Here is a 15,529-nt window from a genome sequence, read left to right on the forward strand (position 1 = left end):
CACCAATGATCAATTTCTGTTTTTATTGTAATATGTCTACTTATACCATCTCTTTTACAAGCTCAAAAGGTGAATTTTTTAATGTTTTAGATACGAATTGATAGTAGAAGGATTTCAAAAAAAAATAATTTTTCTATACTCAAGAATATTTGTATTTCAAATTTTGTAAATTACAAGAAGCTACAAATATCGCGTGTCAAGTTCAACCACATTATTTAGTAGTTTGATAAAGTATGACAAAGATTCCTCAACTGTTCCATAAAAAAGTCCATTAATATGACAGAATTAACACCAACAACATTATATCAGTTAAAGTATCCTTTTGGAGAATTTGAAACACCAGAATATATACATGAAAACCAACTAAATCTTTGGATTCATATGATTCGTAGTTTTCCATCAAAGGTGAAAAACATCGCTCACAATCTCACTGAGGAAGAACTAAATTATCAATACAGACCAGAAGGATGGACGATAAAACAAGTGATACATCACTGTGCAGATAGTCATATGAATAGCTACATAAGATTTAAATTAGCCTTGACAGAAGAACATCCTGCTATACGTCCTTATTTTGAAGACCGTTTTGCTGAATTAGTGGATAGTATGGAAGATAATATTGAAGATACGCTTGGATTATTAGAGTTTTTACACAAACGTTGGGTCTATTTATTAGAGAATTTGACTGAAAATCAATTATCTAGGTCATTTTTTCATCCGGAATCCAAAAATATTACTATATTAAAAGAGAATATTGGCATTTATGCTTGGCACTGCACTCATCATTTAGGCCATATTGAACAAGCCCTTAAATTTAGAAATCAATTTCCTGAGATAATAGGATAAAAATAAATATGATAACTCTTCAACAAACCGATGCTACGCATCCAGACTTTATTAAACTAGTCAATCTATTAAATGAAGACTTAGCGATTAGAAATGGTGATGATCATGCATTTTATATGCAATTCAATGGATTATCAACTATACATCATGTTGTACTTGCATACGATGAAGGAAAAGTCGTAGGGTGTGGTGCAATGAAAGAATTAGAACCTTTTGTTTTTGAAGTCAAACGTATGTATGTGTTAGAAGATTATCGCGGTAAGGGTGTAGCGACAGCTATTCTTTCTGCCATTGAAAATTGGGCTAATAAAATGGGAATACGTGCTTTAGTACTTGAAACAGGTGTTGTACATCCTGAAGCTATGGCGTTATATGCTAAATACGGTTTTGTTCAAACTGAAAACTACGGACAATACAAAGGTGTTAGTAGTAGTATTTGTTACCGAAAAGAAATTAATATTCACTCTTATGAAAGTTAGAAAAGCAAATTTTACAGATTTTGAACAATTAGCTGTCTTATTTGATGCTTACCGTGTTTTTTATCAACAAGAAAGTAATGTAGAAGGTGCAAAACAGTTTTTGCAAGACCGAACAGAAAGAGATGAAAGTAGAATTTTTGTTGTGGAAAAAGATGGAAATTTAATTGGTTTTGTTCAGTTATATCCTCTTTTCTCATCGACTAGAATGAAAAGACTTTGGTTGTTAAATGACTTATTTGTTTCTGAACCGCATAGAGGAAATGGAGCTTCCAAACTCTTAATGGGTGAAGCCAAAAATCTTGCTAAAATGTCTGATGCTGCCGGTTTGATTTTAGAGACTGAAAAAGTAAATACTGTAGGTAATAGTTTATATCCTGCTGTTGGATTTACATTAGATGAAGAACACAATTTTTATTATTGGAATGTTGAGGAATAACATTTTTTTGAATGGAAAAACATAAATACATTTCATTACTAAGGGGAATTAATGTAGGAGGGAAACGTAAGATATTGATGAAGGATTTAAAAGAGCTTTATCAAGAAGAAGACGTTGAAAATCTACAAACTTATATTCAATCAGGTAATGTACTTTTTGAATCTAGCCAATTAAATACAACTAATTTTTCAAATACGATTAAAGAAAAAATTAAACAAGTATATGGTTTTGATGTTCCTGTGATTACGATTGATTTACATTTATTAAAAAATGTTGAAAAGAAAAACCTCTATTTACATTCTGACGTAGATATTAGTACATTACATCTTACTTTTCTCTCTGAATTGCCTTCTGTTGATAAAAAGGAAAATATCTCTTCACCAATAAAAGGTGACGAATTTCAAATTTATCAACAGTTTATTTTTATTAAATGTCAAGGAAAATATAGTCAATCTAAGCTGACAAATCAGTTTTTTGAGAAAAAACTAAGTGTAGAAGCAACCACAAGAAATTGGAAAACAGTCCAAAAGTTGATTGCATTACATAATTAAATATTACATCTACCGTCAAATGAAAAAAACTATCATCTATTCTTCTATATCAGTTGTTCTGATAGCCATCCTTTATTATCTGTATTTACCTACAATAAGATATGACTTTACAGGTTGGATAGCCCCGATTATCTCTGTTGCAGCTATTGTTCTTACAATTGAATCAATAGTAGAGCCTAAGAAAAAAGTTACTCCAATCAAATCATTTACATTAAGCGTTATTTTTATCGGTTTATTATACACGATTTTTGTTCCTTTTCTATCTTCTTGGGCATTGTATAGAAGTGCGGCTTATCGTGACTTAATTGGAGAAGTCAAAGCAGGTGAAAATTTCACAGAACATGTTGCTCCTATTTCTACTGAAGAAATTCGAATTGTAGACAATGCTATGGCACATCGATTAGGTGATAAAGTTCTTGGTTCTATTCCGTCTTTAGGTAGTCAGGCTGAATTAGGAGAGTTTAGTATCCAAAAAGTTAAAGGAAAATTGTATTGGGTCGCTCCATTAAATCACTCTGGATTTTTTAAATGGAATAATAACAAAGAAGGAACGCCTGGTTACGTAATGGTTTCTGCTACTAATGAAAGAGATGTAAAATTGGTTCAAAAAGTTGGAGCAGAAAATGTGAGAATAAAGTATCAACCAGGAGCATTCTTCTCATCTGATTTGCAAAGACATATTTATTTAAATGGATATATGACGCAAGGTTTTACTGATTTTTCATTTGAAATCAACGATGAGGGAAAACCTTATTGGATCATTACTTTGTATAATAAGGAAATTGGTTTCAAGGGTAAAAATGCAACAGGTGTCTTAACTGTTGATGTAGCCACTGGTGAGATAAATGAATATAGTATTGAAAAAGCACCGAAATGGATTGATAGAATTCAACCTGAAGATTTTATTGTAGAGCAATTAGATGATTGGGGAGAATATGTCATGGGTTATTTCAACTTTTCTAATGAGAGGAAGTTGACCACTACTAGAGGTATGTCGCTGGTATATGGAGCAAACAATAAAGCATATTGGTATTCAGGACTTACATCTGTCGGAAGTGATGAAGGGACAGTAGGCTTTATATTAGTAGATACACGTACAAAAGAAACGATTTGGTACCGTCAGATTGGAGCAACAGAACAAGCTGCTAGACAATCTGCAATGGGTAAAGTACAAGAAAAAGGATATGTAGCTTCTTTTCCAATTACATATAATATCAATGGATTACCTACCTATGTGATGTCTTTAAAAGATAAGGCAGGATTAATTAAAATGATTGCAATGGTCTCAGTACAAGATTATACAATTGTAGGGGTCGGTAATAATATAAAAGAAGCTATTCGAAGTTATAAAAACAGCATTAATAGCAAAGGAAATGCTATAGCTGCCAATGCATATGTCAAAACATTTGAAACAAAATCAGTGATCACAAGAATCAATAAAGACATCAGAAGCGGAAATACGAACTATTACTTAATGGTAGAAGATAAAGATGGAAAAATCTTTATTGGCTCATCAATGATATCAAGTGAATTGCCCATTTCAGAGGAAGGAGACTCTGTATTAATTAAATATGATGATGGAGACTCGCAAATAGTAGATATTGTTGATTTTGATAATATAACAATTGAATTAAAATAAAATTAATAGTACAAATTAAAAGGTCTAATGTGAGTTAGATCTTTTTTTATATCTTTATAAAACTTAAGACAAACTTTTTGTGAACTAAACTTTTATGATAATGAGATATTTAGCTATTTTTTTACTGTTGCTTTCAACGTTTCAGCTTTTTGGACAATCCTTTAAAGAAAGGAAAATTAAAAGTACTATTAAGACCGCTAAAGTCTTTCTGGAAGGTGCTGAATTGTCAAGAGTAGGTACCTCTAATGTCACGTCTGGAAAGTATAAAGTGATTATGAACAAACTTTCTACTTCTATAGATGGCAATAGTTTACAGGTAAAAGGTAAAGGAGATTTTGTTATCCTTTCTTCTAGTTACAACATTAATACGACCGAAAAACCGACAGGGCATGCTTCAGCTGATAGTATTCAAAAAGAAATTGAAAAAATCTATTTTAAGTTGAAACAAAAAAGTGTTCGTGAAGATGTTTTACATCAAAAAGAAAATTTGATTTCAAAAAATATTGAATTAGGTAGTGAACAAAAAGGAGTCACTTCGACAGAGTTAATGCAAATGCTTAATTTATATGAATCACAACTCTCTAAAATAAAAAATGAGCTTCTAACTATTGAAAAAGAGAAAAATGAATTGAAGGAAAGAAAAGAAACGTTAGAATATGAGTTTAAGAATGCGGGAAGTGTAAAGATCGTTAAGTCTGGTGAAATCATCATAGAAATTGAATCAAAAAAGTCACAAACAATTACTCTAGAAGCCTCTTATTTGATAAAAGATGCTGGGTGGTTACCGAAATACAACATTAGAGCAACGGATATCAGTAAGCCTTTGAAGTTAGAATACAAAGCTGATGTTTATCAAAATACAGGGGTAGAATGGAAAAATGTAGCCCTAACTTTGTCAAATGGAGAACCTTCAAAATCAGGTGTAAGACCACAATTGAGAAAATGGGAATTAAATTATCCAAGATATACAATGTCAATTCCTGAAAAATATAAATCCATGAATAGTAATAAAATAGAAGGAAAGATATTTGATGAAAATGGAGAACCTTTACCGGGTGTTACTGTTAAATTTGAAAATAGTTCAGTAGGTACTATTACTAATTTTGAAGGATACTTTTCAGTTACAAGGCCTAATAACAGCTCTTATGTTGTGATTAGTTATATTGGGTATGAAACAGAAAGAGTCAATATCGATTCAAAAAACTATGTCCAACTTATAATGGAGCCAAATTTAGAACAATTGGAGGAAGTTGTGGTCCTAGGTTATTCAACGACATCTAAAGCAAATAGAAAAAACAATAGTTCTAATTCTAAAGAACAGAAGACTGCAGTAAAGATGACTTCTGAAATGGAAGAAAATACAACAACTATTGATTTTGTTATTGATAAGAAATATACATTAAAATCAGGAACTGGTACTATTACAGTAAATATGAAAGACTATGATATACCAGTAAGTTATCAATATTTCGCTATTCCGAAATTAGATCAATCAGCATTTCTCGTAGCAAAAATTCCATCTTGGGATCAATATAATTTATTAAGTGGAGAAGCTAATTTATTCCTTGAAGGTGGTTTTGTAGGTACTACTATAGTAGAGGCGAATTCTGTGGGTGATACTCTAGACATTTCCTTAGGAAGAGATAAATCGATAGTGATTACAAGAGAAAAAGTAAATCAATTAGCAAAGAAGAAAACAATAGGTGCTAAGAAATCAGAAGATAGAGCATTTGATATTGAAATTAGAAACAAAAAGTCAGCAGAAATTGAAATTGAATTTTATGACCAAATACCTGTTTCTGTAAATAGTGAGATTGAAGTGATTGTTGGTGGACTTTCCGGTGGTAAACTTGATAATGAAGATGGTTTTATTAAATGGGAAGAAGTAATAAAACCAAGAAAAAATCTTAAAAAATCATTTAAGTATACCGTCAAGTATCCTAAGAAAGAAAAAGTGATACTTGAGTAGATTAGAAACTCATCCTTCTTCAGGGTGAGTTTTTTTATACCTTTTCACATAGAATAATTTAAAAATATTTGCATAAATCAAAAATTAAGATTACAATTGTATATACATTAATCGTTTAAACAAATAATGCATTCAAAAAATTACTATAAAGCTATCCATGAGATCATCATAACGGGACATTGGATCACAGATCAAGTTGGAAAAGATTTGAAAGAGTTTAAGATGACAGAACCTCAATTTAATGTTCTAAGAATCTTAAAAGGGCAAAAAGGAAATCCAATAACTGTTCAAGAAATACAAGATAAAATGGTGCAACGTTCTAGTAACGTAACAAGGATAGTTGATAAATTATTAGATAAAAAATTAGTCAATAGACAAGAATGTCCTACTAACCGTAGAAAAATGGATATAACCATTACGGAAGAAGGATTGAAACAATTGGAAGTTCTAGATCAAAAAGTAGGAGAATTTCATAATCAATTCCAAGGCAATTTGTCAGATAAAGAATTAGAAACATTAGCAACATTAATTAAAAAACTTAAAGGAGAATAATCATGAAAAACATTGTCGTATTTGGTGCTACAAATAGCAAAAATTCTATCAACCAGCAATTAGCAAAATGGGCGGGAAATCAAATTGAAGATGCTGAAATAAAAGTACTGGATTTGAATGCTTATGAAATGCCAATTTATAGTATTGATAGAGAAATGGAATCAGGTATTCCTTCAAAAGCTACACAATTCTTAAGTGAAATAGAAGCGGCAGATGCTGTCATTATCAGTTTTGCAGAGCACAATGGTAATTACACTGCAGCTTATAAAAATATCTTTGATTGGGCTTCTAGATCATCAAGAGAAGTATATAAAAATAAACCTACGTTTGTAATGTCAACATCTCCAGGTCCAGGTGGTGCAGGAAGTGTGATTGCTGTCGCGAAAGGATCTTTACCTTATGCAGCAGCTGATGTAAAAGGTAGCTTCTCATTGCCTTCATTTGGACAAAATTTCGATGCAGAATTAGGGATTACGAATGAAGACTTGAAAGCTAAATTTGAGGAAGAATTTTCAAACTTTAAGAATGCTATTCATGAGACGTCAATTAAAGCGTAAACAGGTTGGAAGAAATGGCTTCCAATATATCCTTGATCCCAAAACAAGAAGGGAATTACAACCATTTGTTTTCTTTGATGCAGGAAAAAGTAAGAGGAATGATGAAGGGATGTTTTTTGATATGCATCCTCATTCAGGAATCGGAATCATTACTTATTTTGAAGGAGGTGATTTAGTACATCAAGATACTGGAAAGAATGATGATATCATTCGTAGTGGAGGTGTACAATGGATCAATTCAGGTGGTGGTATTTTTCATGCGGAAGGCTATCAAAAACCACAAAATAATGTTGATGAAGAGTGGAGTTTAGCGATTCATCAGCTTTGGTTACAATTACCAGGACATTTGGAAGAAGGAACAACTTCTTACCAAAATATTCAACCAGAAGAAGTAGTTCAAGTAGAAAATGTCAAAGTAATCGCAGGAGAGTATAAAGGTAAAAAGTCGATATTAGAATTACCCTTTGAGATCACTTATTTGGATATCAATTTAGATGCAGGAGAAGCGATAAGTTTTCCAACTCCAAAAGGACAAACGAGAGGTTTTGTTTTTCCAAGAGAAGGCAAATTATTATTAAATGATGAAGAAATACCTTTAGGATATCTTAGTATTCTAGAAGAAGGAGAAGGGGAATTTTATTTTAAAGACAAAAGAAAAACACAATTTGTAGTTGGTTTAACGGTCCCATCAGATCAACTTATGGTCGTTGGTGGAGGCTCTATTCACTCTTCTTTTGAGGCATTGAATAATTCTAGAGAAAGAATTCAAAAAAATTGGAATGAGTTTAGTTTAACTCTTTATATTTTGATATACTATTGTATGTACAATAGTTGTATGTGTTTTTATTTCAAATAATAAATACATATTTCATAGGATAGTTAGTTAGAAACACATTATCTGTAAAATAAATAAAGCTATGCTTTTGGAGGAAAAATAGCACCTTACCTTATATAAGTTTAAGTAATAGTAATGTTGTAGGAGGTTTATATGCTAGCTGGGTCATCCAGAAGAAATACAAAGCGATGAATTCTGAATTACAGCATGTAGATATATGGAAAGATTATAAGAGTGATTTTCAAAGTATATTTTATTAAAAAGAAAGGTCTATTGAATCGTATATCAATAGACTTTTGTTTTTTATTTTTGAGATAAATCTTTCCTAATTCTACTTAGACTTTCCGTTGTAATACCTAAGTAAGAAGCAAGGTGATAATTTTTAATAGACATTTCTATATTGGGGTATTTTTCGATAAACCCTTCATATCTTTCAGTGGCTGATTGAGATAAAATAGAGATGATTCTTTTTTGATAACCCACAATAGAACCTTCAATTTTTGATCGGTACAATTTATTAAAGGCAGGGATTTGGTAGCATAATTGATCCAAATCATTTCGAGAAATTTCAAAAACAGTTGCATCCAAAATGCATTCAATGTTCATCAATGCTTTGGTATGAGAAATATAAGCAATCATATCACTGATCCACCAATCATAAATTGCAAATTGAATCGTATGTTCTTTTCCCTTGTCATCTATAAAATAGGTCCTTAAACAGCCATTCAATACAAAAAGGATACTATTGACATCCTCACCATTTAAAATAAGATGCTCTCCTTTTTTGACTTTCTTTTCAGTAAGACAAGGTCGGATTATTTCTCTTTCTGTAGAAGATAAATCAATGTTCTTAAAAACATCAATAGTATAAATATCTATACTCATAAAATAATTAAATGATGATATGTTAATATTTTGGGTTACCTTTGTGCGAATTTTGGACAAAAGGAGATAATATTGTCCAATCATTCTAATTAATTTAATTATCTTATTATAAAAATAAAAAATAATAACCTGCAGAGTAGCAATTCGTTATGTTGTTTGTTAGACTTTTTTCTAAATTACCGTTTTTCTTTATTCACTTTTTCTCATACAGTATCGCATTTTTCTTAGGTAGTATAATTCGCTATAGAAGAACTGCAATTCTAAATAATTTGAAGATTGCTTTCCCAGAAAAATCATCACTTCAAAGAAGAAAAATTCTTTTCCAATTTTACTTAAACCTTACGGATGTTGGATTCGAAACCTTAAAATCCTATGGTATGAGTAGAGCTCAGATGAGAAAAAGGTTCAAAGTGAAAAATCCTGAAATAATGGAAAAGCACATTGAAAATAATGAGCCTTTTTTACTGCTTGCAGGTCATGTCGCCAATTGGGAATGGCAATTATCTGGTTTTGCAAGTCAATTGAATTTCAATTTTGGAGGTGTTTATAAACCTTTAAGAAGTAAATTTTCAGATAAGTTGATGTTGGTTATCAGAGCTCATTTTGGTGGTTATCCAATTCCTATGTCAAAAACAATGCGTGAGATTCTGGTTAGAAAAAAGAGAAATGAGATGTTTTCTTTTGGACTAGTTGCAGATCAATCTCCACCTTGGTTTGATAAACAAAGAGAATGGGTAGAGTTTTTTGGAAGAGAGAGTGCTTTCTTTTCCGGACCTGAAGTGATTACAGCGATGACAAAAATGCCCGTTTATTATTCCAAAATAAAACGAGTAAAAAGAGGACATTACGAGAGTGAAGTAATTCCAATTTTTACTGAAGGAGATGAATATGTAAAAGGATCGCAACAAATAGTAAAACGATACGCGGAACTACTTGAAGAAAATATACGAGAAGCTCCTGCAAGTTGGTTGTGGTCTCATAAAAGGTGGAAATATGATAAAGCCTCTATCCTTGAAAAACAAAAAAAGGAGAACAAGTAGTTGATGCTTGTTCTCCTTTTTTTGTATATTAAAGAAGCTGGAAAACAATTATTTATTCAATCTAATACTAATAACATGTACTTAAAGAAAATTATACTATCATTTTTATTATGCTATGTTTCATACAATGTCAATGCACAAAAAATCACGGACTATCATATCGGAATGAAACTAGAAGGAAATGATATGGTTCACCTTACCGTTGGAACTATTAGTGGTGTACTTTTTCTCTACCCGGATAAATATGGTTACATCTTTTCAATGGGTTTTGTTCCTTCTAATGATGGCAAAAATCCTACAGTTTATCAACATGGTACACCTATTGGTTATTTTGTAAAAACATTAGAGGGACTATTGAATATTAGATTTGAAAAGAAGACCTACAAAACCGTTTGTGAGGTTCATTATACCGCGAAGTACAAAGGAAATCAAATGGTTGTCTCAGGAGATTATGAGGGAGAGAAAAATGAAAATGAAGGGCCTTATAAATTTTCAATGATGTTGACAAAGCTATAATTCTATGAAATGTTTCTTTTTACTTAGTTTCTTATTTCTTTCGGTTCTAACTACTAATGCTCAGCAATTTTCAGATTATCGAATTGGGGAAAAGTTAGTAGGGGACGATATGATCAATTTAGATATTGGAGGGGTTGATGGAACTTTATTTATCTATACAAATAAAAAAAAGTAATCAAATCAATAGGATTTGTTCCTTCAAAAAATGGAGGTCAGAGCCCATCTAAACTTTATAAAGCTGAGTTTTTACAATTTAAAAACTATATCAAAAATTTTTATCAAGTAGGTTTTGAGAAAAATATAGATCCTCAACAAAAGAAAGAACATTATAGTGCAATGTACAATGGTTGTAAAATAGTTATCACTATTGGTGTTTATAAAGATCAATTATCCACCGCTAATATGGTATTTATGATAAACAAAATATGAAAATACCTCTTTTTGGGGATGTTTTTATATCAAATAAAAATAGATATTTGAAGTATTAGCAGAATGAAAAGCAGTAAAATATCATTTACAGGTGATTATGATCTTTACCTACAACAATTGAGGTAAGTACTTACAAAAAAGTGCTTACCTATTTTTTTTGTACTTCATTTTAATGTAAATCCTTACAATTCTTAAATTTAATTCCCAATAAACCTTTCTATATAAGAGAAAATAGTATTGCAACAGATTAATTCTTAGTACCTTTGCAAAAAAATAATACTATGAAAGCAACAAAAGATAAAGTTGTCACTTTAGTGTACAGCTTATACGAAGAAAATAAAGAAGGTACGCTTCTTCAAAAAGTGGAGAAAGACGACTCATTTGAATTTTTATTTGGACATATGGATGTTCTTCCTGAATTCGAAAATGAATTAGAAGGAAAGGAAGCTGGATATACATTTGAATTTGGCATCGAAAAGGACAAAGCTTACGGTGATAAGCAAGATGCTGCTATCGTAAAAGTTCCAAAAGAAGTTTTCAACATCGAGGATGAAATCGATCAAAACGAAATTCTTAAAGTAGGAAACGTTTTACCAATGGTTGGTCCTGACGAAATGCCAATGGAAGGTGAAGTAACAGAAGTACATGATGAGTATGTAGTAATGGACTTCAATCACCCATTAGCAGGCGTGAACCTTTACTTTACAGGTGAGGTGATCGATGTTAGAGATGCTACAAAAGAAGAATTAGAAGAAGCTGCTCAAATCGATCAGATGGAAGGCTTCGAAGGAATGGAGTAAAACTCTTATTCAGAATTGTTTGCATTAAAGCTTTCTTTCGAGGGATTTATTCGTAAGAAAGCTTTGTTGTGTTATAAGAGTTGGTTGAATTCCACTTTAGTTAAAAAAATAAATACTATAAATTATAAAATCTGATGGGCGAATTAAATATTTCTGATGGATTAGTGGTAGCAATTTCTTACAAGTTGTACAGAGATAATGCTGAAGGTAATTTTATTGAAGAAGCACCAAAAGATGATCCTTTCTTATTTTTCGTAGGAGCTGGAGGTGTTTTACCAAAATTTGAAGAAGCACTTTTAGGAAAAAAAGAAGGAGAAAAATTTCAGATTGCTTTAAAAGCAGAAGATGCCTATGGTAAAGTAATCAAAGAATATAGTGAAGTAAAAGTTGCCAAAGATGCATTTGGTTTTGCAGATGAAGAAGAAGAGGATGCTATGTTACAAGTAGGACATATCCTTTCTGTTGCGGATCAAGACGGAGATGTATACGATGGTAAAATCATCAAAATCGGTAAGAAAGATGTTGTCATGGACTTAAACCATGAACTAGCAGGAATGGATTTATTCTTTGATGGTGAAGTAGTAGAAGTACGTAAGCCTACAAAAGAAGAAATCGACTTTGATGGTGAAGGAGTTGAAATCATGCCTTCTAAATAATAATGGACGACGGAAGAAAAAGAAGCAACATCAAAATCGGTGGTCACGTGAATATTGTCTTAAAAGAAGACCAAAGGACAGGTGATCTTACTGAAGGTTGGGTTGAAAAAATATTAACGAAATCCTCGTTTCATCCTCACGGTATAAAAGTGAGATTGGAAACAGGTGAGGTAGGAAGAGTCAAAGAAATTCTTGAAGACGGAGAATTTTAAATATCCAAAGTAAATTTCAAAAATGAAGTTTGAGAAATACAATATTTCTGCAAGTTTAAAAAAGAGCTTAGCCGAAAAAGGGTTTAAGAAACCAACTGATATTCAGTTTAAATCTATTCCTCCTATTCTGAAAGGAGAGGATGTTTTGGCTATTGCCCAAACAGGTACGGGTAAAACGGCAGCGTTTGCTATTCCTATCATGGAGCGATTATTAAATAAGCCTAATCGTAGAAATAGAAAGAAGAGTATTCGTACTTTGGTGATGGCTCCTACAAGAGAGTTAGCACAACAGATTACAGAGGTATTTGAGTCTTTAGGGAAATATACTAAACTCGATATTTTATGTATTTATGGTGGTGTTGAACAAGATCAGCAGATTGAAAAACTTGAAGCTGGAGTAGATATTTTAATTGCGACACCAGGTCGTATGTTTGACTTACAGCATCAAGGATATGTTGATTTGAGTAAGACGGAAATTTTGGTATTAGATGAAGCCGATCACATGTTAGAGAAGGGTTTTATCAAGGATATTAAAGATGTAATCCGTTTCTTACCAAAACACAGACAGACTTTATTCTTCTCTGCTACAATTGATGAACAAATTAAAAAATTGGCATATTCTTTAGTAAGAAATGCCATTAGAATTCAGATATCTCCAAAAGATCCTGTTTCTAAAAATGTTCGTCATGCACTAAGCTATGTGAAAATGGATGATAAACGTTTCTTCTTAGAAAATATCATTCGTGAGCATCCTGAAGATAAAATTTTAGTTTTCGTAAGAACTAAAGTAAGAGCAGAAAGAGTGCACAAAGCAATGGAACGTGTAGGATTAGAAACTGTAACGATCCATGGTGATAAGGTACAGAAAGCTCGTACTGCTGCAATGAATACCTTTAAAGAAGGGAAAGTCAAAGTTTTAATTGCTACTGATGTATCTGCACGTGGTATTGATATTCCAAATGTTCAGATTGTAGTCAATTATGATATGCCTGACGTAGCCGAAAACTATGTTCACCGTGTAGGTCGTACAGGTAGAGGTATGGAAAAAGGTGATGCGATTTCATTCTGTTCTGAGCAAGAGAAAGAACTGAAAGAAGAGATTGAGGATTTCATGGGTAAAGAAATTGCTGTCCACAATCTCGAAAGAGGTGATTACGCTAATATTGTAGGTTTCTCTTCAGAACAATCTACTGACTGGAAAACTGTGATGAAAGAAATTGCTCAGGATAAAGCGGATTACAAAGAAATTCGTAAGAAAGTAAACCGTAAGAAAGAGAAGAAGAAACAAGCTAAAAGAGCAAAAAAATAAAATAAAAAGGCTTTCAGAAACAAAATTCTGAAAGCCTTTTTTATTAAAATAGAAGTTCTTACAAAGAGTAAACTCAAATTTTTATATTTTAATTATATGCTTGAATGAGTATTAACTAATTTATATCGCAAGTGTTAAGGCGATAGGTGTCACTTGTGATGAAACATTGACGAAGTCTCCCGACTTCGAATATAAATACCAAGCTTTTATTCGTTTTGAAGTCGGGAGACTTCGTCAATAATTAGTTCCAAGTGACGCTAACGCTTAACACTTGAAACATGGTGATTTTTTATATTGACAAAGCCTTTGACTTATTACAACGAACAGAATAGATCAAAAATATAAAACCAAAAAAGGCTTTCAGAAACAAAATTCTGAAAGCCTTTTTTTATATCGAACTTGGTTGATCTTACATTCCTTTCAATACTAAGATTTCAGGGATGTTTCTACCGAAGTGATTGTAATCTAATCCATAACCAACAACAAAGCGAGGGTCGATTTCGAAACCAACATAATCTACTTTGATTGGAATTTTTAATGCCTCAGGTTTGAAAAGTAAAGAAGCAACTTTTACAGAAGCAGGTTTCATTACCTCAAGATCCTTTAATAAAGCTTGCATCGTACGTCCAGTATCTACGATATCTTCAACGATAATCACGTGTTTACCGTTTACATCTGCTTCATTGAAACCGATAAGTTGTTTTACCTTACCAGTACTTTCAGTTCCTTCGTAAGACGCATATTTCACAAATGAAATGTCAATCTCAAGATTAACTTCTTTTGCTAGGTCAGATGTAAACATGAATGATCCATTTAAAACGCTTACCATCAAAACATCTTTTCCTTCGTAATCCTTGGTGATTTGTTCTCCAAGTTCTTTATTACGTTTTGCGATTTCCTCTTTACTAATAAAAGGAACGAATTCTTTATCTAATACTTTTGTGACTTGAGCCATGAGTATATATCTCTAAGATCTTGTTTTATACTTCCTACTCAATCAAGTAGGAAATGAAGTGACAAATATAACACAGTGAATTGAATAATAATTGTGAGTATTTCCTAAATGATTAGATTCAACCAATTTTTTGGATATTTCATTCAATTAAATCAACTTTATAGTAACAATTCAGACAAAAATTAACCTCTTAACAAATTTAGAATATGTCAGATCAAGAAAACGCAGGATTCTTTCAGAATTTTGTCAACAATATCGATGACTATATTAACAACTTAGTTACTTTAGATATAAAAACAGTGGTAGGTGATTTTCGGGTAGATCACAATGACCAAATTAATCAGAAAGAGGGAACTGATGTTAAAGTTATCAATAGTAAAGTTCATCTTTTAAAAGGGGATGTTACAACATATATTAGCAATGATTTAGTACAAGACCGCTATGCATGGGTTAGAGATTTTCATGCTCAAAAAGAACAACACGGTCATACGATTATTAATGGTAATGTTAAAGCTATTTATAGTTTATTTGAGCTTTATGCCAAAACCAAAGGAATAGATGTACCTCCTGCTAAAACTATTTATGGAAACTCAGCATCTTCTGCATTATCTCCTCAGGTTACTCAGCCAGCTTTAGACTTTAACCCAAATGTTTCGGCTTTTGATCCTTCGCAAGCGGCAGCAGAAGCACCCGATTTTGAAGCACCTGCTTTTGATCCTACGGCAACTGCAGCAGAGGTAGAAGAAACTCCAATTGGAGAAACGCCAGCTTTAGAAGTTCCATCTATTGACTTTGATGCTCCAGCAGCTTCTGAAAATCCAGAAGAAGATGAGGAAGAAAATAACAAAAAAGAGGACTAATTG

General features: G+C 32.0%; 19 protein-coding genes. 17 read left to right on the forward strand and 2 right to left on the reverse strand.

Going from position 1 to position 15,529, the window contains the following annotated elements; all coding sequences use genetic code 11:
- Nucleotides 1–276 precede the first annotated feature (276 nt).
- The 9 genes from ACXAHM_RS00335 (at nucleotide 277) to ACXAHM_RS00375 (ending at nucleotide 7,885) form a co-directional block, all read left to right on the forward strand.
- Complete coding sequence (locus ACXAHM_RS00335) at nucleotides 277–846, forward strand: YfiT family bacillithiol transferase (RefSeq protein WP_474958394.1); 570 nt, start codon at nucleotides 277–279, stop codon at nucleotides 844–846.
- A gap of 8 nt (nucleotides 847–854) precedes the next feature.
- Entirely contained in the window at nucleotides 855–1,325 is a 471-nt protein-coding gene (locus tag ACXAHM_RS00340) for a GNAT family N-acetyltransferase (protein ID WP_474958395.1), read from the forward strand.
- Nucleotides 1,315–1,761 carry a GNAT family N-acetyltransferase gene (locus ACXAHM_RS00345; RefSeq protein ID WP_474958396.1) on the forward strand — a complete coding sequence of 149 codons (447 nt, stop codon included), beginning with the start codon at nucleotides 1,315–1,317 and terminating at the stop codon, nucleotides 1,759–1,761. Before ACXAHM_RS00340 ends, ACXAHM_RS00345 begins: the two co-directional genes overlap by 11 nt.
- 11 nt (nucleotides 1,762–1,772) lie before the next feature.
- Complete coding sequence (locus ACXAHM_RS00350) at nucleotides 1,773–2,312, forward strand: DUF1697 domain-containing protein (protein WP_474958397.1); 540 nt, start codon at nucleotides 1,773–1,775, stop codon at nucleotides 2,310–2,312.
- Nucleotides 2,313–2,331: 19 nt separating this feature from the next.
- Entirely contained in the window at nucleotides 2,332–3,951 is a 1,620-nt protein-coding gene (locus tag ACXAHM_RS00355; RefSeq protein ID WP_474958398.1) for a hypothetical protein, read from the forward strand.
- Nucleotides 3,952–4,051: 100 nt separating this feature from the next.
- Nucleotides 4,052–5,920: a mucoidy inhibitor MuiA family protein gene (locus ACXAHM_RS00360; RefSeq protein WP_474958399.1), complete on the forward strand. Its 1,869-nt coding sequence runs from the start codon at nucleotides 4,052–4,054 to the stop codon at nucleotides 5,918–5,920.
- A gap of 126 nt (nucleotides 5,921–6,046) precedes the next feature.
- The gene (locus tag ACXAHM_RS00365; RefSeq protein WP_474958400.1) at nucleotides 6,047–6,472 is read left to right on the forward strand and encodes a MarR family winged helix-turn-helix transcriptional regulator; all 426 of its coding nucleotides are present in this window, start codon (nucleotides 6,047–6,049) and stop codon (nucleotides 6,470–6,472) included.
- Between the two features lie 2 nt (nucleotides 6,473–6,474).
- Nucleotides 6,475–7,029, forward strand: a complete 555-nt coding sequence (locus tag ACXAHM_RS00370; RefSeq protein WP_474958401.1) for an NADPH-dependent FMN reductase — start codon at nucleotides 6,475–6,477, stop codon at nucleotides 7,027–7,029.
- Nucleotides 7,007–7,885, forward strand: a complete 879-nt coding sequence (locus ACXAHM_RS00375; protein WP_474958402.1) for a pirin family protein — start codon at nucleotides 7,007–7,009, stop codon at nucleotides 7,883–7,885. The genes ACXAHM_RS00370 and ACXAHM_RS00375 overlap by 23 nt, the downstream gene beginning before the upstream one ends.
- 282 nt (nucleotides 7,886–8,167) lie before the next feature.
- Here ACXAHM_RS00375 and ACXAHM_RS00380 read toward each other — a convergent pair whose 3' ends face one another.
- A complete protein-coding gene (locus ACXAHM_RS00380; protein WP_474958403.1) occupies nucleotides 8,168–8,749 on the reverse strand; it encodes a Crp/Fnr family transcriptional regulator in 582 nt (193 codons plus the stop codon).
- 149 nt (nucleotides 8,750–8,898) lie between these two features.
- Here ACXAHM_RS00380 and ACXAHM_RS00385 point away from each other — a divergent pair, with 149 nt between their 5' ends.
- The 7 genes from ACXAHM_RS00385 (at nucleotide 8,899) to ACXAHM_RS00415 (ending at nucleotide 13,711) form a co-directional block, all read left to right on the forward strand.
- On the forward strand, nucleotides 8,899–9,789 hold the full coding sequence (locus tag ACXAHM_RS00385) for a lysophospholipid acyltransferase family protein (RefSeq protein ID WP_474958404.1): 891 nt from the start codon (nucleotides 8,899–8,901) through the stop codon (nucleotides 9,787–9,789).
- 75 nt (nucleotides 9,790–9,864) lie between these two features.
- Nucleotides 9,865–10,305: a hypothetical protein gene (locus tag ACXAHM_RS00390; protein ID WP_474958405.1), complete on the forward strand. Its 441-nt coding sequence runs from the start codon at nucleotides 9,865–9,867 to the stop codon at nucleotides 10,303–10,305.
- 4 nt (nucleotides 10,306–10,309) lie between these two features.
- Nucleotides 10,310–10,480, forward strand: a complete 171-nt coding sequence (locus tag ACXAHM_RS00395) for a hypothetical protein (RefSeq protein WP_474958406.1) — start codon at nucleotides 10,310–10,312, stop codon at nucleotides 10,478–10,480.
- A gap of 535 nt (nucleotides 10,481–11,015) precedes the next feature.
- On the forward strand, nucleotides 11,016–11,534 hold the full coding sequence (locus ACXAHM_RS00400; protein ID WP_474958407.1) for an FKBP-type peptidyl-prolyl cis-trans isomerase: 519 nt from the start codon (nucleotides 11,016–11,018) through the stop codon (nucleotides 11,532–11,534).
- Nucleotides 11,535–11,668: 134 nt separating this feature from the next.
- The gene (locus tag ACXAHM_RS00405) at nucleotides 11,669–12,190 is read left to right on the forward strand and encodes an FKBP-type peptidyl-prolyl cis-trans isomerase (RefSeq protein WP_474958408.1); all 522 of its coding nucleotides are present in this window, start codon (nucleotides 11,669–11,671) and stop codon (nucleotides 12,188–12,190) included.
- Between the two features lie 2 nt (nucleotides 12,191–12,192).
- Nucleotides 12,193–12,402 carry a YwbE family protein gene (locus ACXAHM_RS00410; RefSeq protein ID WP_474958409.1) on the forward strand — a complete coding sequence of 70 codons (210 nt, stop codon included), beginning with the start codon at nucleotides 12,193–12,195 and terminating at the stop codon, nucleotides 12,400–12,402.
- A 22-nt stretch (nucleotides 12,403–12,424) separates the two neighbouring features.
- Nucleotides 12,425–13,711, forward strand: a complete 1,287-nt coding sequence (locus ACXAHM_RS00415) for a DEAD/DEAH box helicase (RefSeq protein WP_474958410.1) — start codon at nucleotides 12,425–12,427, stop codon at nucleotides 13,709–13,711.
- A gap of 409 nt (nucleotides 13,712–14,120) precedes the next feature.
- Here ACXAHM_RS00415 and hpt read toward each other — a convergent pair whose 3' ends face one another.
- Complete coding sequence (gene hpt / locus ACXAHM_RS00420; RefSeq protein WP_474958411.1) at nucleotides 14,121–14,666, reverse strand: hypoxanthine phosphoribosyltransferase; 546 nt, start codon at nucleotides 14,664–14,666, stop codon at nucleotides 14,121–14,123.
- Nucleotides 14,667–14,872: 206 nt separating this feature from the next.
- Between hpt and ACXAHM_RS00425 the strand changes: the two genes are divergently transcribed.
- Nucleotides 14,873–15,526, forward strand: a complete 654-nt coding sequence (locus ACXAHM_RS00425; protein ID WP_474958412.1) for a hypothetical protein — start codon at nucleotides 14,873–14,875, stop codon at nucleotides 15,524–15,526.
- Nucleotides 15,527–15,529 lie beyond the last annotated feature (3 nt).

This window comes from Flammeovirga sp. AWQ4_249 (assembly GCF_056161045.1).

Excerpts from the sequence above, each read along its gene's own strand:
- ACXAHM_RS00365 (WP_474958400.1), top strand. The coding sequence starts at position 6,047 with ATGCATTCAAAAAATTACTATAAAGCTATCCATGAGATCATCATAACG.
- hpt (WP_474958411.1), bottom strand. The coding sequence starts at position 14,666 with ATGGCTCAAGTCACAAAAGTATTAGATAAAGAATTCGTTCCTTTTATT.
- ACXAHM_RS00380 (WP_474958403.1), bottom strand. The coding sequence starts at position 8,749 with ATGAGTATAGATATTTATACTATTGATGTTTTTAAGAACATTGATTTA.
- ACXAHM_RS00415 (WP_474958410.1), top strand. The coding sequence starts at position 12,425 with ATGAAGTTTGAGAAATACAATATTTCTGCAAGTTTAAAAAAGAGCTTA.
- ACXAHM_RS00375 (WP_474958402.1), top strand. The coding sequence starts at position 7,007 with ATGAGACGTCAATTAAAGCGTAAACAGGTTGGAAGAAATGGCTTCCAA.
- ACXAHM_RS00345 (WP_474958396.1), top strand. The coding sequence starts at position 1,315 with ATGAAAGTTAGAAAAGCAAATTTTACAGATTTTGAACAATTAGCTGTC.
- ACXAHM_RS00340 (WP_474958395.1), top strand. The coding sequence starts at position 855 with ATGATAACTCTTCAACAAACCGATGCTACGCATCCAGACTTTATTAAA.
- ACXAHM_RS00390 (WP_474958405.1), top strand. The coding sequence starts at position 9,865 with ATGTACTTAAAGAAAATTATACTATCATTTTTATTATGCTATGTTTCA.
- ACXAHM_RS00410 (WP_474958409.1), top strand. The coding sequence starts at position 12,193 with ATGGACGACGGAAGAAAAAGAAGCAACATCAAAATCGGTGGTCACGTG.
- ACXAHM_RS00385 (WP_474958404.1), top strand. The coding sequence starts at position 8,899 with ATGTTGTTTGTTAGACTTTTTTCTAAATTACCGTTTTTCTTTATTCAC.
- ACXAHM_RS00335 (WP_474958394.1), top strand. The coding sequence starts at position 277 with ATGACAGAATTAACACCAACAACATTATATCAGTTAAAGTATCCTTTT.
- ACXAHM_RS00405 (WP_474958408.1), top strand. The coding sequence starts at position 11,669 with ATGGGCGAATTAAATATTTCTGATGGATTAGTGGTAGCAATTTCTTAC.
- ACXAHM_RS00350 (WP_474958397.1), top strand. The coding sequence starts at position 1,773 with ATGGAAAAACATAAATACATTTCATTACTAAGGGGAATTAATGTAGGA.
- ACXAHM_RS00355 (WP_474958398.1), top strand. The coding sequence starts at position 2,332 with ATGAAAAAAACTATCATCTATTCTTCTATATCAGTTGTTCTGATAGCC.
- ACXAHM_RS00425 (WP_474958412.1), top strand. The coding sequence starts at position 14,873 with ATGTCAGATCAAGAAAACGCAGGATTCTTTCAGAATTTTGTCAACAAT.
- ACXAHM_RS00360 (WP_474958399.1), top strand. The coding sequence starts at position 4,052 with ATGAGATATTTAGCTATTTTTTTACTGTTGCTTTCAACGTTTCAGCTT.
- ACXAHM_RS00395 (WP_474958406.1), top strand. The coding sequence starts at position 10,310 with ATGAAATGTTTCTTTTTACTTAGTTTCTTATTTCTTTCGGTTCTAACT.
- ACXAHM_RS00400 (WP_474958407.1), top strand. The coding sequence starts at position 11,016 with ATGAAAGCAACAAAAGATAAAGTTGTCACTTTAGTGTACAGCTTATAC.
- ACXAHM_RS00370 (WP_474958401.1), top strand. The coding sequence starts at position 6,475 with ATGAAAAACATTGTCGTATTTGGTGCTACAAATAGCAAAAATTCTATC.